The following is a 21,878-nucleotide window of genomic DNA, read 5'->3' on the forward strand; positions in this document are numbered from 1 at the left end:
ACCCATGTCCCAGCCCAAGCCTCGACGCCGTCCATCCTTCCTGCAGACCTGCAGTGGCTTTCTGCCCGGGCTCGCCGCCATGGCGGTCGCTGCGGCGGTGGACCATCCTCTCCGGCTGATTCCCCTGCTGCTGGGCGGGGCCTTGACGATGGCGGCCGTCTGCCATGCGATCGGCTTTGATCCGGAACCCAGCCTGGCTCGCAGCATGCAACGCCGTGGTCTGGCCTGTCTGGGTGTGCTGACGGTCGCCACCGTGCTGATATTCGCCTTGATCGCCTGGCCCTTGCTGCTGCTGAGTCAGGGCCATGACCGTCTGGCCTGGCCGTTGCTGGCCGGCGGGCTGCTGCTGGCACTGCTGGCCATGCTGCGGACCTGGCCGATACTGGGTCTGATCTATCTCTGGGACGACGCCTATCCGGCCCGGACACGAGGCTCGTCCAGCCTCACCGCGATACGCCGCAGCGCGCTGTTCGGCTGGCATGTGTCAGGCCAGACCCGCGGCTGGCTGATCGGGCTGCCTGGCGCTCTGGCCGCCTTGCTCCTGATTCTGGCCATGATTGCGCTGTCTGGGTTGCGCGGCCTGTTGCCCGCCTCGGCCCATCTGCTGGCACTGGCAGCCTATGCCGTGATCCTGCTGCCGTTGGGCTGCCTGCTGATTGCCAACCGGACTTTGCGTCTGTTGCTGCGCGAGCCCGGAAAGTCCTCGCCAGGCCCCGGCGAACGCACTCGCGACAGCGGCGTCGAAACCGCCATGACCCGCCCGAGGCCTGCATCGGAACCTGCGACGCCCCGTCCTGCCCCGCCGCCGGCCGGCGAGGTCGCCGTACGCAAGACCTCCACGCCCGAGCAGGCCGCTGCCCTGCTGGCCGCCGTGCGTCTCGCTGATGTGGAAACCGCTCTGCAATTGATCGAAGACGGAGCCGATCCCAACGCCCGCCCGACCGCCGGCGACCGCGATCAGCGACCGGCCCTGATGCTGGCGGCTCTGCTTACGGACACCCGACTGCTGCGAGCCCTGATCGCCGCCGGCGCGGATGTGGACCAGCGCAGCGGCAGTCTGACCCCGTTGCTGGCCGCCACCCGCGACAGCTGGCATGGTCGGGCGGAAGCCGTGCTGACCCTGCTCAGCAATGGCGCCGACGCCCAGGCCTGCGATCAGGACGGCAATACGCCCTTGCACGGAGCGGCGCGCGCCGCCGAACCCGGCGTGCTGGCCATGCTGCTGGATGCGGGCGCCCAGATCGACCAGCTCAATCGTGACGGGGAAAGCGCCTTGGTCGTGGCCTGCCGTGCCGCCAATTGGGCCCAGGCCGGTTTTCTGCTGGAACGCCACGCCAAACTGGCCCCCGCCGATGGTGTACCGGCTCTGGTCGCTGCCGCCGGCATCACCGAAGATGATCCGGACGGTATCCAGTTGCTGCTCAAGCATCGCGCCGGCATCAACGCCGTGGACCGCCGCCGCCGCAGTGCCCTGCTGGAAGCCGCCAGCGAGGGTCATGAAAAGATCGCCGGGATCCTGCTGAAGGCCGGCATCAAGATCCAGATGGCTGATCAGCATGGCACCACCGCCTTGATGGAGGCCGCCCGCAGCGGTGCTCTCGGCATCGTGCAACGACTGGTGGAGGCCCAGGCCGATGCCCGTGCGCGCGATCATCATGGTCGCGATGCCTTGATGCTGGCCTGCCAGTCGACACGAGCCACCAGTGAAATCATCCGGCTGCTGCTGGTGCTGGGTGCCGATCCCCGCGCGACCGGCCAGGACGGCCTGACCGCCCTGGACCATGCCGCCGCCAACGGGCGCTGGGACCTTGTCGCCCAGATCGACCCGCAGGCCTCGCTGCCAGCGAGTCTGGCCCGCACCATCGGCGAGGTGCCGCGTCCGGATTTCGAGCAGTTCCAGGAGGCGCTGCGTCAGCATCGCTGGGCCGATCTGGCCGCCCTGCTGCAGAACATGCCGCCGCCCCGCCCCGCTGAGGCCGCCGGTCTGTATCTGGAGCTGGCCAGGCCCGGTCATCGCCAGGCCAGACGCTGGCTGCTGGCTCATGGTCTGCCCGCCGAAGCCCGGCTGGACCCGGTCATCACCGCTACCGGCGACGGCGCAGTGGTGCCCATGGGCCGGCGTCTCTTCGACGCCTTGCTGCAGCAGCTGCCCGAAGCCGGCGAGGCCATTGACGACCTTCTCGATGCCGGTGCCAGCCCGGCCGGTCGCGGCCTGCTGGCTCAGGCACTGCATCGGATCGGTCCCGATCCGGCCGCTGACCGGAGCCTGTTGCGCTGGATCGAGGCTGGCGCCGATCTGTTCGGCCCCGACGAACACGGTCACAGCCCCCTGCAATTGGCGGCCATCCACGGTCACCAGCACTTGCTGGAGGCCCTGCTCGACCATGGCTGCGATCCCAACGGCCGCACTCCGCACGGCCAGACCCCCTTGTTTGCGGCTGTCCAGCACGGACCGCAGGCCTTGCCGATGGTGCGCCAGCTGATCCGGCATGGCGCTGATCCCGAACGTATCGACGGCAATGGCGAAACCCCGCTGGGATTGGCACTGGAAGCTGCCGACATCGAGCCTTGGCTGAACTGGAGCGGCTGGCCGCTGCCCGGTCGTCCGCTGCGTGCCGGCGATCTGGCCGACGCGGCCGCACGTGGTGCCGCCGTGGCGGTGCAACACCTGCTGGACCTGGGCTTTGCAGTGGACAGCCGTGATGCCGCCGGCGCCACCGCCTTGATGCATGCCTGTGGTGCCGGTCATGTGCAGGTGGTCAATACCCTGCTGGCCGCGGGTGCCGACAGCCGCCTGACCGCCGACAACGGCATGACCGCACTGGCTACCACCATTCGCGGGCGTCGCGAAAATACGCTGCGCCGCCTGCTGGAAGCCGGTGCCGAGGTCGATCAGCACCTGCCCGATGCAACGACCGCACTGATGCTGAGCGCTGCGCTGGGCTACCCTGAACTGAGCGAGCTGCTGCTGCAGGCCGGCGCCGAGCTGGCGGCCACCGATGCCCTTGGCCGCAGCCCCCTGCATTTCGCCGCACAGTTCAGTTTCGATACCGGCGACAGCCTGCGTGCCCACCGGCTGCTGGAACAATTGCTGCGCCGAGGCGCGGCCGTCGATCTGGCCGACAAGGAAGGCATGACCCCGTTGCTGCTGCTGCTGGGCGCGCATCGCCCGCCCGGCACCCGCTGCGACGATACCCACCTCGGAGCCCTGCTGCCTATCCTGCTGGATGCGGGTGCCGATATCTCCCATGCCGACCAACGCGGCGTCACCGCCCTGCATGCCTGCGCCATCCACGCCCTGCTGGCGCCGGCCCGGATCTTGCTGAACCGTGGCGCCGACCGGCAGCTGACCGACCGCCTGGGCCGCACCGCCGCCGACGTGGCCGATCGCCTGGGCTACGTGGATATCGCCCATGAGCTGAGCGTACGCAGCATGCCGGCCAGCGTGATTCCCAGCGTCCGCCAGACCCTGCGCCAGCCGGCGCAGCCGCCCGGTCCCTGACCTCGGGCGGGCGCGGACATCATCCACAAATCGTTTCATGGACCATCCCTCACGGAGCCGGGAAAAATATAATCAAATCATTCAAATCAATTGGTTAAACAATAATTTGAATGCCAGTATCGTTTCACATATTGTTTCTACCGAGTGGACCATGCCCCTCCCCACGTCAGTGGAGCGCCTGCTTTATGCGCTGCGAGTCCATGGACCCAGCCGAGCCGCTGACCTGACCGCCCGGCTGGAGACGAGCCGCCCCACGCTGTCCCGCCTGGTCGCTGCGGCCGATGACGCCGTCCTGCGATTCGGCAAAGCCCGGGCCACCGTCTATGCAGCAACCGGCGAAGTACGGGGAGAAAAGGCCTGGCCGCTCTACCGGATCAGTGCCGAAGCCAGAGTACTGCCTCTGGGCGAGCTTCTGGCGCTGCACAACGAGCATTTCTTCGTCAGCCTCGGACAGGCCAATCCGGTCTTGCTGCATCCGCCGCTGGACTCGGGCCTGTTCGAGTCCCTGCCCTGGTTCATCGACGATCAGCGTCCACAGGGATTTCTCGGCCGGCATCTGGCGCACCGTCTTTCGGAAACCCTGCGCCTGCCGTCCCAGCTGAATCTGTAGTCGCCCAGCCACAGCCTTGTCGCCATGCTGGCGGCGGGCCACGATCCGCTGGGCGACCTGATCATCGGAGACCGGGCACTGGCCCGGGCCTTGAAAGACATCGAATACCCTGAGTGCATTGCCGAAGAGGCACGTCCTCAGGCCTACCTCGCACTCGCCGAGGCGGCACTGCGCGGCGAAGATGTGGGCTCCGCCGCCGCCGGCGAGCAGCCCAAGTTCACTGCCGTCGTGTCGACACCGGTCGGCTACCGGCCGGTCATCGTCAAATTCACCGACCGTGCGGATCAGCCGATCGGACGACGCTGGTCCGACCTTCTGCGCCTTGAGCATCTGGCAAGCAGGGTATTGCTTGCCCACGGCATGCCCGCGGCGATCACCGACATTCTGGAGCACGACGGACGGATCTTCCTCGAGTCCAGCCGCTTCGATCGGACCCCCGTGCTGGGCCGGCAGGGTTTCGTATCCCTGATGTCCATCTTCTCGGCGTTCTATGGCGATGCGGAACTCAGCACGTGGCGGCCTCTGGCGGCCAGGCTGAAACATGACGGGGCTGGACCTTGAAGATGCCCGCCGGCTGGAGATCATCAGCTGGTTTGGCCACATGATCGGCAATACCGATATGCACCTGGGCAAGGCGGCCCTGATCCTTGCCGATCGCCTCCCGCTGCGGCTGGCCCCGGTATACGACATGCTGCCGATGGCGCTGCGCCCCGCGTCCAACGGCGAAATTCTGGACAGAAGCATCGATATTCCACCGCCATCGGCCAAGCAGTTCCCGCAATGGCGACAGGCCGCCTTGATGGCGGAGGACTTCTGACGTCAGGCCATCGATGAGCCGCGACTGAGCAGCCCGATCCGCAGACTCGCCGCGGACACGCTTGAAACCCTGCGCCGGACAGCCTCGCGACTGGCATGATCCCCGTGCCGCGGGGGATCGAGCCCCGTCGGCGCTGACGGCCCCACGGCCGTCCCTCGACCGTGCCGGCGACCGGCTCAGACCACCGTGCTGACCGCCTTGGGCATCATCGGCGCATGTAAGGACAATCCCCGCCAAGCCGCCAGCACCTGCTCCACCGTCAGCTCATCGACCCGCTGCACGACGCCTGCGCCGCCAAGCGCGATCACCGGACTGCCGCTGGCGCTGCGGGGACACCACTGGGCTGGCGCCAGACTGCCGAACAGCACCAGCAGCGGACAGCCGACGGCCGCCGCCAGATGGGCCGGCCCGGTGTCCACCGAGACCATGCTGCGGGCCATGGACTGCACCGCCAGCAGACGGCGCAAGGGCAACTCGCCCGCGGCGGAACGGATCCGAGGCTCCGCCGCGGCATCCACGATGGACTGCACATAAGCGGCTTCGGCATCGGCACCACACAACATCACGGTCAAGTCATCGCGGGTCGCGCAAATCCCCCGCGCCAACGCCGCCCAGCGTTCGACCGGCCAGGATTTCTCGTCATCGCAGGCCGCCCGCACACCGTTCCAGCGCATGGTGCGCTTGTTGGCCGCCTGGATCAGCACCAGCCGCGACGGATCCAGTCCCAGGCCCCGCAGCCATTGCCGCGCTTCAGCCTGATCGACGGCGGCGATCTGAAGACCTGGCGCGGCCGAGATCCCGGGCACCGGACCGGCCCGACCGGCAAAGGCCGGCGGTGTCACGCCTGCAAAGGCCAGCAGCTTGTCGGCCTCGTGCAGGGGTGGTTCAGGCATATCTTCGATCCAGCTGACATGTTCCGGCGGAATACCCGCCAGTCGCAGCATGCGCCGGATCTTGGCCAGTGAACGCGGCTGCGGCTCGGCCACATAGATCGGCCTCGCCCGCATGCCGCGCAAGGCCAACAGCATCCGCCAACGCTCCGGTGACAGCAGCAGTCCGCGATGACTGGCCTTCAGACTGTAGACCCGCCCCAGGTCCGGCTGGCCCCGGTACAGCGGTTCAGGCCAAGCACCGACCGCCAGCAAATCGCAGGGCCGGCCAAAGCGCAGATGCAGCGCATGCAGCAACGGCTGCAGCAGCACGGTATCGCCCAGGCGCCCGAACCGTATCACCAGGGGGCCGGCCGCAGCGGTCCGGTTCGGCATGATCAGGACTCTCCTTGCACGGCCATCTTTTCACGCTCATGCTCCGCCCTCGGCTCGGCATCGGCCTCGAACAGATCCTGCAGATCGACCAGCGCTTCCTGCGCCGACTGCACCAGCTTGCCTTCGTCATCAAGCAATTGGGCCTGGGTCTGCAGCAGCTGATCGTCATGCCGTCGGAATCGCTCGACCCGATCCGCCGCATAAGCCGGGCTGAGGCCCAGCAACTCAAGGGTCTGCCGGGTCATTTTCAAACTTGAATAAAAGGTCTCGCGCACCGGCTGGGCAATGCCCAGATCCAGCAGCCGAAAAGCATGTTGCCGGTTGCGGGCCCGCGCGACGATCTTGAGATTCGGAAACTCGCGGCGCACCAGTTCGGCGATGCGCAGATTGACCTCGGGATCGTCCGCCGTCAGCACGAACACCTCGGCCTTGTCGGCCTGGGCCGCGCGCAACAGCTCGACCCGGCTGGGATCACCGAAGTACAGGTCCACCGAGCCGAAGCGGCGCGAGGATTCAACCTGGTCTACCGAACTTTCCAGCGCCACGAAAGGAATCCGCTGGGCGCGCAATACGCGCCCCACGATCTGCCCCATCCGGCCGAAGCCGGCGATGATGACCTTGGGCGGGCCGGTATCGATGGCATCGAATTCGCGATGGGAGCCGCCGTCACGCGCCGCCCGGTTCAGCACCATCGCCACACCCAGCACCAGCAGCGGCGTCAGCGCCATCGAAACGGTGATCGCCAGCGTCAGGGCATCGGAAATCGCGGTTTCGACCAGACCTTGCTCGGTCGCCTGGCGCAGAACCACGAAGGCGAACTCGCCACCGCAGGCCAGCAGGGCCGACAGACGCAGGGCATCGGTGCGGCTCAAACCGCTGATCCAGCGCCCCAGCGGCCACAGCAAGGCACCTTTGACCGCCAGCAGGGCCAGCACCAGCCCCAGTATCAGCAGGGGCGAATGCAGCAGCAGGGGCAGATTCATGGTCATGCCCACACTGATGAAAAACAGCCCCAGCAACAGCCCCTTGAAGGGTTCGATATTGGATTCCAGTTCGTGCCGGTACTCCGAATCGGCCAGAAGCATGCCGGCAAGGAAGGCACCCAGGGTGGTCGAAACCCCACCCACTTCCATCAGCCAGGCCGTTCCCATCACCACCACCAGCGCCGTGGCCGTGGATACCTCGACCTGCCGGGAGCGGGCCACGAAACGGAATACCGGCCGCAGCAGATAGCGGCCGCCGACCACGACGGCAAGGATCACCGCCACGGTCTTCATCACCGAGGCCGGATGCTGGGCATGCAGAGCGGTGTTGTCAGCCAGCAGCGGAACGGCGGCAATCAGCGGAATCGCCGCCAGATCCTGGAACAGCAGAATCGCGAATGCCTGACGACCGTAGGCCGACCCGGCCTCCTTGCGCTCGGCCAGGATCTGCAGGCCAAAGGCCGTCGAAGACAGGGCAAGGCTGCCACCGATAATCGCCGACGCGGCCGCCGACAGGCCGGCGAACACGTAACCGCATGCCCCCAGCACCACGCTGCTGGTCAGCACCTGCAGCAGACCGGTGCCGAATACATAGCGACGCATCACCCACAGACGGCGCGGTGACAATTCAAGGCCGATCACGAACAGCATCAGCACCACACCGAACTCCGATATCGTGGAAACGCCTTCGGTATCGGTGATCCAGCCGCAGCCAGCCGGACCGATGACGACGCCGGCCAGCAGATACCCCAGAACCGAGCCCAGTTTCAGGCGCGCCGACAACGGCACCGCGATCACGATGGCGACCAGAAAAATCAGCGCGGTTTGCAGAGTCTCGTGATTTCCCACTATGGCAACGCTCCTTGGGATGCATGGTTGAATGTAACGCGAAGGCCGGCGTGAAGCGGCCCCCGCCAGCGGTGCCGTATGTCGTCCACCGGACTCTCCGGAGGCAACATGCCACTCGCTTCGGCCCCCTCGTTGCCCGGGCTACGCGTCCCCGCTTGCAGACAGCGGGGCTTGGCACATGCCAGGCAGGCCCGCCGGACAGGTCCGACAGCCGCACCGGACACACCTCAAGAGGCTTCACGTCGGGAAAGTATTACCCAATTCCATGACCTTGGGCGTCTTTGAGCAATCAACCGCAGGAAACCGCCGATGTCGTCGGCAAGGCAACGAACCCCTGACGCATCGCCGACCGCGGGAAATCATGGCGGCGGGCGGCCCGGCGCATCCCCGTGCGAGCCTCCTGAAAACCGCTGTCTGCAGGTGAGGCACTTGCCAATCCGTCCGCCAAAGTGCATTGTTGCGGCGGTAAGTCATTGATTTTACATTACGGATTTTTAACATCATGCGCTACAACCTGCCTCCCCTGCGCCGCGCCCGCCATCCCCTGACCCGTATCGCTTCGGGCCTGCTGGGTATGGCCGCCGCGGCCGTGATGCTGGTCTTCGGCATGGTCGCCATTGCCGTGCTGCTGGCCGGCGGAGCCCTGTTCGTGCTGTGGCGGTACTGGAATCGTCGCCAGCCCGATGCAACACGTTCCGCCGCCGCGCCGGCTCCCAAGATCATCGACGGCGAATTCGTGGTCATCCGGCAGGGGCGCCCCGTCAGCCACTGAACCGTGCAGGCTGCTGCACTTCCTGTGCCGCTGTCTCGACATACAAGGGCAGCGGCAGCGCTGCTTCTGGCACAGGCGTATGATGACGGGCTTCAGCCCGTCTGTCGGAGTACCTCATGAGTTACATCGTGGCCCCGCCGGCCGTCACCAGCCTGCCTGTCATCGACAGCGCCCAGCGCTTTCCGGTTCGCCGGATCTTCTGCGTAGGCCGCAACTACGCCGCCCATGCCCGCGAAATGGGCGTGCCCACGGACAGACAACGGCCGATGTTCTTCAGCAAGCCGGCCGATGCACTGGTCAGCGACGGCGTCGACATTCCATATCCCGGTGCAACACACGATCTGCATCATGAAGTCGAGATGGTGGTGGCACTGGCGGCCGGCGGCCACAACCTCGTTCCGGAGCAGGCGGCCGCGCTGATATGGGGCTACGGCGTGGGACTGGACCTGACCCGCCGCGACCTGCAGGCACAGGCCAAGGCCGACCGCCACCCCTGGGATGCTGCCAAGGGCTTCGACCATTCGGCACCGGTTTCCGCGCTGTGCCCGGCCAGCCACGCCGAACCAGGCCCGGAAACCGTGATCAGCCTGCAAGTGAATGGTGAACTGCGCCAGCAATCCGTGCTGGCGGAGATGATTTTCAGCGTTCCCGAACTGCTGTCGCATCTGTCCACACTGTTCGAACTGCGTCCAGGTGACCTGTTGTTTACCGGCACCCCGGCCGGCGTCGGTCCGCTGCAGCGCGGCGACCGTTTCCACGCCGAACTGGCAGGCATCGCCAGGCTGGACGGACGGATCATCTGACCCCGTTCGCCGCGGTGCGCCACGCGCCGCGATCCCTCCCGGCGGGACCATGTCGCGTCGAACCACACGCGATACTTTGCGTGACCGGGTTCACAACGGTACGCTACAGAGGCCTCCCATCACTGAACTTGCCGGAGACCGGAACAAATCATGAGCTTTCTCAAAGAATTCAAAGAATTTGCCATGCGTGGCAATGTGCTGGATCTCGCCGTCGGTGTCGTCATCGGCGCCGCCTTCGGCAAGATCACCACGTCGCTGGTCGATCAGATCATCATGCCCCCCATCGGTCTGCTGATCGGCGGCGTCGATTTCGCCCAGTGGAAATGGGTATTGCGCGCGGCGGATCCGGCCCAGAAGATCAGCGAAGTCGCGATCGGCTTCGGGGCTTTCATCAATACCGTGATCCAGTTCCTTATCATCGCCTTCGCGGTGTTTCTGCTGATCAAGGTGGTCAATCGCCTGGTACACAAGAAGCAGGCTGAAGCGCCGGCCCCGGCCCCGGCTGCAGACGTGGTTCTGCTGACCGAAATCCGCGACCTGCTCAAGAACAAGTAAGCGGATGGTCCTCCTGCCAAGGCGGGCCCTTGCGAGGCGGCGGCCTGTGGCCGCCGCCTCCGTCCCGCAGGCAGCTTTTCAGACGACAGCTGCTCTGCATGGAATCGCCTTGAATGATGCCGCTCCCCATGCCTTCAGCCACGCCTTGAGCACGGGGAGCAGGCCATATCGTCCGGCGACTGTATCGCATCATGTCCGGGCCTGTGAGGCTCGCTTGCAGCAGAGGCGCCAGGCCAAGCTGGAGACGTGGGTCGATCGGGATGTCCACCGGAGCTGTCCTCGCGGGGCCTGCATGGCATCCGGGGGGATGCCGTCGAATCGCCAGCGGATGCCACGACGGGCCGCCACCGCCTCCACGCAAGCCGGCAGCGGCAGTTCCGTACGGTGCCGACCGGCAGCACGAAGTATCGCCGCCCTCGCTGCGTGGCAGGTCACCCGCTGCCGTCCCGACTGGCATCTTGCTGCCCATGACAGGCCGGACAGGATCGCTCCCTCCTCGCGGCTCCGGAGCATGACCGTCCATATCGAGCCCAGCTGGCTGGCAACCCAGACGGAAGATGACCTCAGTTCGGCCCCAGGAGCCATGCAAGGTGAATCGAACGACCGCTGAGCGCCGGGGTCCGGGATGCCGACGCCGGTGAAGTACCCATTCTTGCCATCCGTCGGTCGCGGCCTCATCCTGCTCACTACCACCCTGCTGCCGCTGACGGCGAGTGCCGGCATCGTGCTGCAGGTCAAAGGCCTGCCCGACGACTTGCAACAGGCGGTGATCAGCGCCAGCGGCCTGAGTGCCTACGCCACGCGTTCCGTCAGCGAAGCCCAGGTCCGGCGTCTGTTCAAGCAGGTGCAGACCCAGGTCGACGGCATCCTGCGCCCCTACGGCTATTACCACAGCACGGTACACGGTGAACTCGATCCCAAGGGACAGGACTGGGCGCTGAGCCTGCAGATCGAGGCGGGACCGCCGGTACTGATCGAGCAGGTTCAGGCGACGCTGCCTGCCAGCGCCCGCGAGGTTCCCGCCGTGCGCAGCAGCCTGCGGGCCTTGCGCGCCTTGCAGGGCAAGCAGCTCGATGACGGCAACTATGAGTCGGCACGCGATACTGTGACTTCGGCGCTGACCGCCAATGGCTGGCTGGATGCGAAACTGGACACTCACCGGGTCGAGGTCGATACCCGCCGCAATCAGGCCAGGGTGGAACTCGCCTGGAACATCGGGCCGCGCTATCGCTTCGGCCCGGTCGATTTTTCCGGCTCGCAATTCAGGCCCGGGGTTCTGGACCGCTATGTGCCCTTCCCGGCCGGCACGGCCTATACCCAGGACCAGTTGCTGCAACTGCAGCAGTCGCTGACCAATACCGACTACTTCTCGATGGTGGATGTGCGCCCGGACATGAGTCACCGCCAGGGCCAGATCGTGCCGGTGCTGGTCAATCTGCATCCCGCCAAGCAGACCATCTACACCGGTGGTCCCTTCTACGGCACCGATACCGGACCGGGTATTCGTGCCGGGCTGAGCAAACGCTGGATCAACCGCCGCGGCCACAAATGGAGCAACGAGCTGATTCTGGCCCAGCGCCTGAAAAGCCTGTCCACCCTGTATACCATCCCGATGCCGGGCCCGAACCAGCGCAGCTTCAATTTCGGCGCCAATTTCCTGGATGCCAATACCGTCACCTCGGTGGCGCATACCTTCGAAGTCGTCGCCAACGAGACCCGGCTGTGGCATGGCTGGACCCGGACGCTGGGCGTCCATGCCCTGACCGGCACCTTCACCGTCGGCAAGCGCGGCACCGAATCCGACCGCATTGCCGGCCTTGAGCACGGCTCCAGCACTCTGGTTTATGCCGAAGGCTCGCTGGCCCGCAAGCGGATGGACAATTCCACCTTCGTGCGCCGTGGCTGGTCGCTTAACTTTACCGCCCGCACCACGGCCGGCAGCGCCCTCTCCAGTGCCCGCTTCTCGCAGCTGATGGCCGATGCCAAGTGGATTCGCGCCTTTGCCGGCCGCAACCGCCTGATCTTGCGCGGCAGTGCCGCCTTGACCGATACCAATGACTTCGATGCCCTGCCACCGCAGCTGCGCTTCTTCGCCGGTGGCGACCGCTCGGTCCGAGGCTATGCCTATCAGGCCATTGGCCCGCTCAACAAGTCCAAGCGCGTGATCGGCGGCCGCAACCTGCTCATCGGCAGTGCCGAGATGGAGCACTATTTCACGCCGCACTGGGGCATGGCCGGCTTCGTTGATGCCGGCAACGCCTTCAACGGCATGGACTACCGGCCTCAGCTGGGCACCGGCCTGGGCCTGCGCTGGCTGTCGCCGGTCGGCATGATCCGCATCGATGTGGGCATGCCGGTGCACAGCATCTATGGCCATGGTGTCCAGCTGCACGTCAATATCGGTCCTGACCTATGAGCGAGTCCACACCCCCCGTCGTCCCGGCCGTCCGACCCCGTCCGCTGCGCCTGATCCTGCGGATTGTGGCCGGCCTGCTGGCCGTGATCGTACTGGGACTGGGCTGGCTGCTGGGCACCGAGTCCGGACTGCAGACCCTGGCCGCGCGCCTGCCCGGGCTCAGCGCCGGTACCGTCAACATCGGCCAGGCCCATGGTCGCCTGCTGGGGCCGCTGGATCTGCACGACATCCGCTATGACGATGGCCACGGTACCCAGGTCCGGGTCCGGCAATTGCAGCTGGACTGGCGACCACTGGCCCTGCTGCGCGGCAGGCTGCATATCCTGCGCCTGCAGACCGGTGCCTCCAGCGTGGCTCTGGTCAGCCAGCCCGAAACGGCCCCCACCCCTTCAACGCCCTTTGAAATGCCTGAAAAAGCGCCTTTCGGGCTTCGTATCGATCAGCTGCAACTGGGCCCTGTGGATCTGCAGCAGGACGGCAAATCCCTACTGAAAACGCGGCGTCTGGATCTGGCCGGCAGCTGGCTCGGTCATCAGCTGACCCTGGCCCGCCTGGATCTGGATGCCGAACCTGGCCAGGCCTCGCTGCACGGGCAATTGCGGCTGGGCAAAGTCATCCGCGGACGCCTGCAGGCCCAGGTCCAATGGCAGCTCGGCGAGCAGGCTCTGGCCGCCACGCTCGATGCCCATGCGGCCGATGCCGATGCCCATCTCGATCTGGATCTGACCGCGCCCACTGCCGTTCATCTGCAACTGCAGATCAACCAGCTGCAGCACCATGCCTGGCAGGGCCAGCTGAACATGCCGCCCGCCATGCTGGCAAAACTGGGCCTCGACGGTCCGATCAGGCAGTTCGCTCTCGCACTCGATGCCAGCGGTGATGACCGGGGTGGCCAGGCCCGGGGCCGGCTGGACCTGGACCAGATTCCGATCCTGCTGGACCCAATGCAGCTGGGCTATCAGCCAGCCAGCCAGTTGCTGGATATCCGGCAGCTGCATCTGCACTCGCCCAAACTGGCCGGCATCATCGACCTCAGCGGCCAGCTGGGCCTGGGCGGCAGCGAACCCAGTGGCCATCTGGCCCTGCACTGGCAGGACCTGGCGCTGCCGGCGGACTGGGTCGGGCAGGCCATGAGCAGCGCCGGACAACTCAAGCTCGATGGCGGTGCCAGCCAGTTCGCCGCTGTCGGCCAGCTGGACCTGGGCCCGGCCGGCCGGCTCGCCCATCTGCAACTGGATCTGCAAGGCAATCCGCAACATCTCGATATCCGGCAGCTGGACATCCGCCAGCAGGGCCAGGGCGGCCAACTGCAGGCCAGCGGCCAGGTCGACCTGCAACCGACGACACGCTGGAGCCTGCAACTGGCCGCTAGGGGATTCGATCCCGGCGTCTGGCTGCATGACTGGCCGGGCTCGCTGAATCTGAAACTGGACACCGAAGGCCAGCTGGCCGGCGACCTGCCGGTCGCACGGCTGAATCTGGACCAGCTGCAGGGACGACTGCGTGACCGGCCAATAAGCGGCAAAGGGCAGCTGCAGATCGACCCCCAGCAGGTGCTCAGCGGTCAGCTGAATCTGGCTTCGGGCCAGAGCCGGATCCGGCTCGAAGGCCAGCCCGGGCGCAGCAACCAGTTGCTTCTCGTACTCAGCGCGCCCCAAGCCAACGACTGGCTGCCCGAGGCCCGTGGCCGGCTGAATGCCCAGGCCCGCTACCAGGGCAAGCTGCAGTCCGGCCAGCTGCAGCTGCAACTGCATGGCGAGGGGCTGAGCTACCTGGACAACCATATCGGCACGCTCGGCCTGAATGCCGATGTGCCCGACGTCAGCCGTATCGGCGGAAAGATCAGTCTGCGGGCGGCCAATGCCAAGGCTTCCGGTCTGGCCGTCAGCCGGCTGGCGGTGGATGCCGACGGCAACGAGAAGAATCATCGCCTGCAGCTGCAACTGACCGGCAAACCGCTGAGTGCCGAATTGCAGGCAAGCGGCAGCTACCGCCAGTCCCAGTGGCAAGGGCAGTTGAGCCAGCTCCATCTGGACCTGCAGGGGCTGCCGCGCTGGTCGCTGCAGAAGCCGGTGGATCTGCATTACGCCCAGGCCGGCTTCCGCAGCAGCGAGCTGTGTCTGGTCGCGGGTGAGCCCAGGATCTGCGCCAGCGCCAGCCAGAATGCAAAAACCGGGCTGGATGCCAGCTACCATCTGCATGCCCTGCCGCTGGCCATGCTGCTGAATGCCGCCGGCATGGCTGACCTGCCTGTCTCGATCAGCGGCATCCTCGAAGGCGACGGCAAGATCCACCGCACTCCGGCCGGACAGTTGGACGGCCAGGCCACCCTCCATGCGCCCGGCGGCCAAATCCATTATCTGGAGCAGCCGGACCAGCCTCTGATCAACTACGGACCGGTGCAGCTGCAGGCCCGCCTGCAGCCCCGCAACCAGCAACTGAATCTGCATGCCCGATTCTCGGACGCCAGCCATGATCAGGGCCATATCGATGGCCAGGTCCAGCTGCATCCTGTCACCCAGGCACTGACGGGCGAGCTGGCCTTCGCCCTGCCCAGCCTCAACTTCGTCAGCATGCTGAGTCCGCAGCTGGCCGCCGTCCATGGGCATGCCCAGGGCCGCTTGCGGCTGGGCGGCAAACTGGATCACCCCACCGTGGTCGGCGAAGCCGCCTTGCAGGACTTCGGCGCCGAAGTACCGGTCGCCGGCATCAAGCTGGAACAGGGCCAGCTGGCGCTGAACATGCTGCCTGACGGTCAGGCCAGCCTGCAAGGCCAATTGAAATCAGGCAGCGGCTCATTGCAGATCCAGGGTCAGCTCGGTCTGGACAGTCACAGCCCAAGTCATGTCAGCATCCGCGGCAGCCAGTTCACGGCGGCAGACATTCCCGCCGCCAAGGTGACGATCTCGCCGGATCTGAGCATCGATTATCTGCCTACCGGTCTCAAGCTTGGCGGCAGCCTCAAACTGGACACCGCAGCGATCGATATTTCCAAACTGCCGGGTGCAGGGGCCCAGCAGGCCTCGTCCGACGTGGTGGTGCTGGGTGCGCCCCCCGTGCAGGCCGATCCCGGACTGCCCATATCGGCTCAGGTGCTGGTCGATCTGGGCAAGCATACCGATCTGACCGGCATGGGACTGGACGGCCATCTCAGCGGCCAGCTCACCGTACTTCAGACCCCGGGACATGATCCGGTCGGTCAGGGACAGATCACGGTGGATGGCACCTACAAGGCCTATGGCCAGAACCTGAGCATCGAACATGGCCAGGTGCTGTTCGCCAGCACCCCGCTGGACAACCCCGGACTGAACCTGCAGGCCATCCGCAAGATCAATACCAATCTGACCGTCGACGATGGGCAGCGGGTCGGTCTGGCCATCACCGGCACCGCCCAGAAGCCGGTAATCAATCTCTACTCCAATCCGGCCATGGACCAGAGCGATGTGCTGTCCTACATGACCACCGGCAAACCGCTATCGCAGCTCAACAACGGCGAAAGCAGCATGGTCAACAGCGCAGCCCAGGCCCTGGGATCGGTGGCCGGCAATTATCTGGCCAAGCATATCGGCTCCAAGCTCGGCATCGACGAGATCGGGGTGTCCAGCAGCGATGCGCTCAACGGCAATTCGGCCTTCACCGTCGGCAAATACCTGACACCGCGACTGTATCTGAGTTACGGCATCGGCCTGTTCGAATCCGGTCAGGTGGTGACGCTGCGCTATCGCATCAGCCGGCGCTGGAATGTCGAGGCGCAAAGTGCCACCGAATTCAGTCGCACCAGCCTGAATTACCGGCTGGAGCGTTGAGCCGGCAACGGCGTTCCAGCATGTCAATGACAGATAGATCCGCTGCCCTGCGGCGGCAGCGCGATCCTGCACGATCGCCTCAGGCCAGCCCCATGCCCTCGATCATCGTGGCCGATTCGGCCGCAAAGCCGGCCAGCTCGGCAAACCGACGGCCTCGAGCGGCATAATCGGAAAACTGGTCGAAGCTGGGGGCGCCTGGCGACAGCAGGATCGTGTCGCCTGCCGGAGTCAGTGCCCGCGCGCAGTCCACGGCTGCAGCCAGGTCGGCTCGCGATTCCAGCCGGCCGCGATAATCAGCCGTCCGCAATGCCTCCGCGATGCGGGGGCCGTTGGCCCCCTGGGTGATGATCAGCGCGGGCGCCTCCTGCTGCACTTCGTCGATGAAATGACTCCAGTCCAGGCCCCGCTCATGACCGCCGACAATGACGGTGACCTCGCCATCCGGCAGGCTTTGCAAGGCCGCCAGAGTGGCCTCCGGGGTGGTGCTGATCGAGTCGTTCACCCACTGCCGGCCATCGCGCAGGCCTAGCGCCTGCAGGCGATGCGGCAAGGCACGGAAAGTCGCCAGTGCCGGCGCCGCGGCCATCGCGTCATGGCCCATCAACTCCAGTGCTGTCAGCGCCGCACAGGCATTCAAGGCATTGTGCAGACCCGGCAAGGCCAGCCGGGCACGCTCGAATATCCGCTGCCCTCCCCGCCAGATGGCCTCGTCACGGACATGCCAGCCCTCGGGCTGACCGAACAGGCTGAGTCCGGCATGCCCGCCCAGACGCTCGCGCAGTACCGGTGAACTCGCCGGCAGCAGCAGCTGGCGCGCCACCTCGGCCAGGGCCAGCTTGTCTTCGACATAGCGCTGGCGCGAGCCATGCCAGTCGAGATGCTCTTCGTAAAGACTGACGATCACGGCCAGCTCCAGCGGACCGGCCTCCCGGGTCTGGAAGCTGGACAGCTCCAGCACCCACAGATCAGCCTCGACCGCATCGACTTCCAGCAGGGGCAGACCGATATTGCCGGCCAGTACTGTCGCCAGTCCCAGGCTGCGGGCCAGATGAGCCAGCATCGCGCTGGTGGTGCTCTTGCCCTTGGTCCCCGTCACCGCCACCACCCGGGCCTGGGGATGCCGGGCAAACCACAACGCGGTGCCCGACGTCACCAGGCTGCCGCGGCGTCTGGCCTCCAGCAGGGCCGGCACATAAGCCGAGATGCCCGGCGACTTGACGATGATGTCCCAGCCAGCCAGCAGCTCGGCATCCACCGGGCCATCGAGTACCCGCAGTCGGGCATCGAAAGCCAGCACGGCCTCGCGCTCGGCCTCGCTGCACAACACCGCCAGCTGCAGGAAAGGCAGCTGGGGACGCAACAGCTCCAGCACAGCCCGGCCCTCGCGTCCGAAACCCCAGACCAGCACCCGGCGGCCTTCCAGCGGACGGCCGTCGATCTTCAACTCAGACATCCCCATGACCGCTCAGCACGGCCCCTGGATCACCGCCAATGCCGGCAGCAGCCGTGCCGGCAGCTGATGCTCGGACGAAGCCTGCAGCCAGGGCTCCATGGCCAGGCCGGCAGGGTCGAGCTGTGGCAGGATCTCGCTGACAAAGCGTGCCACCAGCGCATCTTCACGCCATTCCGGGCGCTGGCCCAACGCATGCATCGCCGCGCGGGCTTCGCCACCCTCGCCCACACATTCGAAGGGCTTGTGATCGTGGTATTCCAGCAAGGCATCGAAACCGGCGGTCTGGCTTTCATCATCCAGCAGATTGCGACCGAAAATGGCCAGCAAGCGAGGCTTGGGCATAAACGGCGCCAAGGCCAGAAACACGAAATGGCATTTCGGACACTGACCGCACCAGCGATCAGCCGGCCGCGGCCCCAGAATGCGGAAATTGCGATTGCAACTGGAAAACACGTCGAAATAAGCCGAGCCCAGCCGGGCAAAGGCCCGGGTCACCGCCAGCTCGGCGTAAGGCCGCAGCAGCGAGCAATAGCTCAGATCAGCCGCCAGATGCTGACGGACCCACTGCTGCAGACCTTGCTCGAAGGCATAGCCCTTGCTCCACTGATGATTCACCGCCTGACCTTCATATTCCAAGGTCGCGGCCGAGGCCGAGCGCTCGTTGGAAAAGGCGATGGTGTCATAGTCGTAGATCAGCGCGGCCAGCAGCAGAATCGCCGAATTGATGGCCGTCACCGGCACATGGCCGTTCCAGCCGCCCAGCCGGTTCAGCTCGAACAGGCCGGGAGCCAGTTCACGCTGCAGATGCAGCTGCGGCAGGCCGGTACGCTCGGCGCAGGCCTCGATCAGCGGCGAATGGCTGACCCATACCACGCTGGCTTCGACACCGATCTGCCGGATCGCTTCCACCGACACCAGCGAATCCTTGCCGCCACCCAGCGGGACCAGGGTCCGCGACGCCAGACCCAGTGCGGGCGGCACGGCGGCGCGACGGCCGTTGTGCGGAAAGCGGATCCTGCCGCGCAGATCCAGGCCGTTGCGATAGGCAAATTCGGCCAGTCCGTGCAGATACAGATCGTCCAGCAGCTCGGCGGTATCCTGATCGGGCAATTCGCCTTCGACCACGATCTGCTCGGGAACGCCGGCCTTGTAGTAGCTGACGCCGACAATCAGATGCAGCAATTGCAGGGCGGCGGCGAACGCTGCCTCGCGGCCGGCCGGCAAGGCCGGCGCAGCCGGAAACGTGATCCGTTCGATCAGCTCCTCGCCATCGTCAAAGGCATACACCAGCTCGGCGACGCCTTCGGCATAGGCATGACGGACAAAACGGAAACGGCGGAATTGGCGTGGATCAGTCAAACAAGTCACCTGAAACGATAGGGGCCGGGTTCAAGACACCGTCGTCCGGCCTGGGCAGGACGACGGATCGGCAAGTACGCATGGTAGCGCGACGATGGCCGCCCTCGCTCAGTCGAGCACCACTTCCTCGCCGCTGTCACGCAGATTGTAGGGCGAGGCCATCACCTTGCCATAGGCGCCGGTCTGGGCGATCAGGATCACATCGCCCTCCTCGGCACTCGGCAGCAGCCGATCCTGCCCCAGGACGTCACCCGTTTCGCAGATCGGTCCCACCACCTGGTACAAGGTCTCGGCCACCTCGCCTTCGCGGCTGAGATTGACGATCTCGTGCCAGGCGTCATACAGCATCGGCCGGATCAGACTGTTCATGCCGGTATCCACGCCCAGATATCGCAGCGCACCCTTGCCCTTCTGCTGGGTCACCTTGGCCAGCAGCACGCCGCTGTCCGCCACCAGGTAACGCCCCGGCTCCATCCACAACTGATATTGCGGATAGACGGCCTTGACCTGGCGCAGCACGGCATCCAGCGCATCGATGTCCAGAGCCATCTCGTCGGGATGGGCCGGCACACCCAGGCCACCGCCGATATCCAGATAGCTGACGCTGCCGATCCGCTCGGCCAGACTGGCCAGCTGGCCATAGACCTCGCCCCAGTGGCCCGGATCCAGAATGCCCGAGCCCAGATGGGCATGCAGGCCCCGCACTGTCACGCCATGGGCATCGGCCAGCTTGAGGAAACTGTCCAGCTGCGCCACCGGCAGCCCGAATTTGCTGCCGCTGCCACCGGTACGGACTTTTTCGTGATGCCCCAGACCGCGCCCCAGATCCAGCCGCAAAGCGATCTCGCGGCCGCGAAACAGCTCACCCCAGTGCTCCATGGGGTACAAGGCATCCAAGGTCAGGGTAACCCGGGTCTGCAGCGCCCAGGCATAGTCCTCGCGGGGCGCGAAATTGGGGGTGAACAGCAACGGCACGGTCTCGTCGACCAGGCCACTGACCGCACGGACTTCGCCCGGGGATACGCATTCGAAACCGAAGCCCTCCTCGGCCAGGGCACCGATGATGGCCGGATGAGTATTGGCCTTGACCGCATAATGCAGGCGGTCCACCGCGCTGAGCCGCTTCAGCCTGCGCGCCTGCTCGCGCACGGTCGGCAGGTGATAGACATAGCGCGGCGTCTGTTCGGCAGCCAGCGCCAGCAACCGCGCGCGCGCCGGCCCCTGCCACCATACCGGACCACGGGTCGATGTATCGGCACTTCCGTACAGCACGTCCCAGCGCGGGCCGAACATCGCCGCGTCGTCGGTCCGCATCGCGCCCGCCGAGATCAGCAGCTCGTGCAGCCGGGGCAGCAGGCTGTCGACCACGCCTTCGTCGACCACGAAGGTCAGATTGAGGTTGTTCGAGGACTGCGAGATCAGATGCACCCGCAGCTGGTCGAATTCGGCCAGCACGCTGGACAGATTGTGCAGCATCGAGCGCATGCCGCGACCGACCAGGGTCACCGCCGCGCACGGAGCGATCACCTTGACCCGGCAGACCTTGCTGAGGTCCGTGGCCAGCGCGGCCAAGGCATCGGAATCCAGCAGATTCTCGGTGGGATCCAGTGACACCGTCACATTGGTTTCGGCCGAACCGATCAAATCCACCGACAAGCCATGGCGCTTGAACTGGTCGAAGACATCCGACAGAAAGCCGACCTGCTGCCACATGCCCACCGATTCCATCGAAATCAGGGTGATGTTCTTGCGGGCACTGATGGCCTTGACGCTGACCACCTGCTCGCCGACCTGCGGACCGATCAAGGTGCCTTCGAGTTCCGGCCGGTTGGTGTCCTTGATCAGCAGCGGCACCCGCGGCTCGCGCAGTGGCGACAGACAGCGCGGATGCAGCACCTTGGCACCGGTGGAGGCGATTTCCTGCGCTTCTTCGTAGTCCAGGCGCTGCAGCAGCCGCGCCCCAGCGACCTGACGCGGATTGGCGGTGAACATGCCGGCCACGTCGGTCCAGATCTCGACCCGGGCCGCTTTCAGCAAGGCCCCGAAATAGGACGCCGAGGTATCCGAACCGCCGCGGCCCAGCAGGACCGTACGGCCCTGCCCGGGTTCTCTGGCGATAAAGCCCTGGGTGATGAAGACATCGCCCCTGGCTGCCAGCGTCGCCGCCAGTACCGGATCGGGCCGGCTGTCCACCATCGCCGACAGCAGCCGGGTCCGCTCGTTCTGGTTGGGCAAGGGAGCCGCCGTCAGACATTCGCGGGCATCCAGCCACTCCGTCCGCAGTCCGCCAGCCGTCAGAAAGGCCGCGCCCAGTGCACTGGACAGCAATTCGCCATGCGCCTGGACCAGCGCCTGCCAGGCCAGCTCGCCCAGACTGCCGGGACCGCTTGCCGCCAGATCACAGAGATCCGCCAGACGCCGCTCCAGAGCCGCCGGCAAGGGCAGATCCATCTGCGCCAGCAAGGCATGATGGCGCTCGACAATCCCGGCGGCCGCCTCGATCCGTTTTCCCGCCTCGGTCTCTGCGCACAGATGTTTGAGCGCATCGGTCATCCCCGACAGCGCCGAAACCACGACCAGGACGCGGACGCCCTCGGCACGACGGCTTGAAACAAGTTCCTGGATGTTCTGCCAGCGGGGCAGTGTCGCGACACTGGTACCGCCGAACTTCATCACCACCCAGGGCGC

11 protein-coding genes and 1 pseudogene are annotated in these 21,878 nt (G+C 65.9%); 7 read left to right on the forward strand and 5 right to left on the reverse strand.

Translation table 11 applies throughout. The features are described 5' to 3' along the window. Positions 1–4 precede the first annotated feature (4 nt). Positions 5–3,502 carry an ankyrin repeat domain-containing protein gene (locus FRAAU_RS13595; RefSeq protein ID WP_014404093.1) on the forward strand — a complete coding sequence of 1,166 codons (3,498 nt, stop codon included), beginning with the start codon at positions 5–7 and terminating at the stop codon, positions 3,500–3,502. A gap of 151 nt (positions 3,503–3,653) precedes the next feature. After that, positions 3,654–4,926: pseudogene (yjjJ, locus tag FRAAU_RS13600) on the forward strand (type II toxin-antitoxin system HipA family toxin YjjJ); the annotation flags it as partial. 179 nt (positions 4,927–5,105) lie between these two features. Here the strand turns inward: yjjJ and FRAAU_RS13605 are convergent. Continuing rightward, positions 5,106–6,194 carry a glycosyltransferase family 9 protein gene (locus FRAAU_RS13605; RefSeq protein ID WP_014404094.1) on the reverse strand — a complete coding sequence of 363 codons (1,089 nt, stop codon included), beginning with the start codon at positions 6,192–6,194 and terminating at the stop codon, positions 5,106–5,108. A 2-nt stretch (positions 6,195–6,196) separates the two neighbouring features. After that, positions 6,197–8,026, reverse strand: a complete 1,830-nt coding sequence (locus FRAAU_RS13610) for a monovalent cation:proton antiporter-2 (CPA2) family protein (protein WP_014404095.1) — start codon at positions 8,024–8,026, stop codon at positions 6,197–6,199. Between the two features lie 502 nt (positions 8,027–8,528). On the opposite strand from FRAAU_RS13610, the gene FRAAU_RS13615 reads away from it, so the two are divergent. From FRAAU_RS13615 to FRAAU_RS13635, 5 genes are all read left to right on the forward strand, one after another. Beyond that, positions 8,529–8,798, forward strand: a complete 270-nt coding sequence (locus FRAAU_RS13615; RefSeq protein WP_014404096.1) for a hypothetical protein — start codon at positions 8,529–8,531, stop codon at positions 8,796–8,798. A gap of 116 nt (positions 8,799–8,914) precedes the next feature. After that, a complete protein-coding gene (locus FRAAU_RS13620) occupies positions 8,915–9,601 on the forward strand; it encodes a fumarylacetoacetate hydrolase family protein (protein ID WP_014404097.1) in 687 nt (228 codons plus the stop codon). 150 nt (positions 9,602–9,751) lie between these two features. Further along, entirely contained in the window at positions 9,752–10,156 is a 405-nt protein-coding gene (gene mscL / locus FRAAU_RS13625; protein WP_014404098.1) for a large-conductance mechanosensitive channel protein MscL, read from the forward strand. Between the two features lie 637 nt (positions 10,157–10,793). Beyond that, positions 10,794–12,572, forward strand: a complete 1,779-nt coding sequence (locus FRAAU_RS13630) for an autotransporter assembly complex protein TamA (RefSeq protein ID WP_245546394.1) — start codon at positions 10,794–10,796, stop codon at positions 12,570–12,572. Then, complete coding sequence (locus tag FRAAU_RS13635) at positions 12,569–16,378, forward strand: translocation/assembly module TamB domain-containing protein (protein ID WP_014404101.1); 3,810 nt, start codon at positions 12,569–12,571, stop codon at positions 16,376–16,378. The genes FRAAU_RS13630 and FRAAU_RS13635 overlap by 4 nt, the downstream gene beginning before the upstream one ends. Positions 16,379–16,457: 79 nt before the next feature. Here the strand turns inward: FRAAU_RS13635 and murD are convergent, their stop codons facing one another. From murD to FRAAU_RS13650, 3 genes are all read right to left on the reverse strand, one after another. Continuing rightward, a complete protein-coding gene (gene murD / locus FRAAU_RS13640) occupies positions 16,458–17,837 on the reverse strand; it encodes a UDP-N-acetylmuramoyl-L-alanine--D-glutamate ligase (RefSeq protein WP_014404102.1) in 1,380 nt (459 codons plus the stop codon). A 6-nt stretch (positions 17,838–17,843) separates the two neighbouring features. Beyond that, a complete protein-coding gene (gene murL, locus FRAAU_RS13645; protein ID WP_014404103.1) occupies positions 17,844–19,190 on the reverse strand; it encodes a UDP-N-acetyl-alpha-D-muramoyl-L-alanyl-L-glutamate epimerase in 1,347 nt (448 codons plus the stop codon). Between the two features lie 108 nt (positions 19,191–19,298). Further along, positions 19,299–21,863 (reverse strand): bifunctional aspartate kinase/diaminopimelate decarboxylase, encoded by a 2,565-nt coding sequence (locus tag FRAAU_RS13650; RefSeq protein ID WP_014404104.1) that lies wholly within the window; start codon positions 21,861–21,863, stop codon positions 19,299–19,301. Positions 21,864–21,878: the final 15 nt, after the last annotated feature.

The sequence above is a fragment of the Frateuria aurantia DSM 6220 genome (assembly GCF_000242255.2).
Lineage (GTDB): Bacteria > Pseudomonadota > Gammaproteobacteria > Xanthomonadales > Rhodanobacteraceae > Frateuria > Frateuria aurantia.

Excerpts from the sequence above, each read along its gene's own strand:
- FRAAU_RS13595 (WP_014404093.1), top strand. The coding sequence starts at position 5 with ATGTCCCAGCCCAAGCCTCGACGCCGTCCATCCTTCCTGCAGACCTGC.
- FRAAU_RS13605 (WP_014404094.1), bottom strand. The coding sequence starts at position 6,194 with ATGCCGAACCGGACCGCTGCGGCCGGCCCCCTGGTGATACGGTTCGGG.
- FRAAU_RS13615 (WP_014404096.1), top strand. The coding sequence starts at position 8,529 with ATGCGCTACAACCTGCCTCCCCTGCGCCGCGCCCGCCATCCCCTGACC.
- FRAAU_RS13620 (WP_014404097.1), top strand. The coding sequence starts at position 8,915 with ATGAGTTACATCGTGGCCCCGCCGGCCGTCACCAGCCTGCCTGTCATC.
- mscL (WP_014404098.1), top strand. The coding sequence starts at position 9,752 with ATGAGCTTTCTCAAAGAATTCAAAGAATTTGCCATGCGTGGCAATGTG.
- FRAAU_RS13635 (WP_014404101.1), top strand. The coding sequence starts at position 12,569 with ATGAGCGAGTCCACACCCCCCGTCGTCCCGGCCGTCCGACCCCGTCCG.
- murD (WP_014404102.1), bottom strand. The coding sequence starts at position 17,837 with ATGGGGATGTCTGAGTTGAAGATCGACGGCCGTCCGCTGGAAGGCCGC.
- FRAAU_RS13650 (WP_014404104.1), bottom strand. The coding sequence starts at position 21,863 with ATGAAGTTCGGCGGTACCAGTGTCGCGACACTGCCCCGCTGGCAGAAC.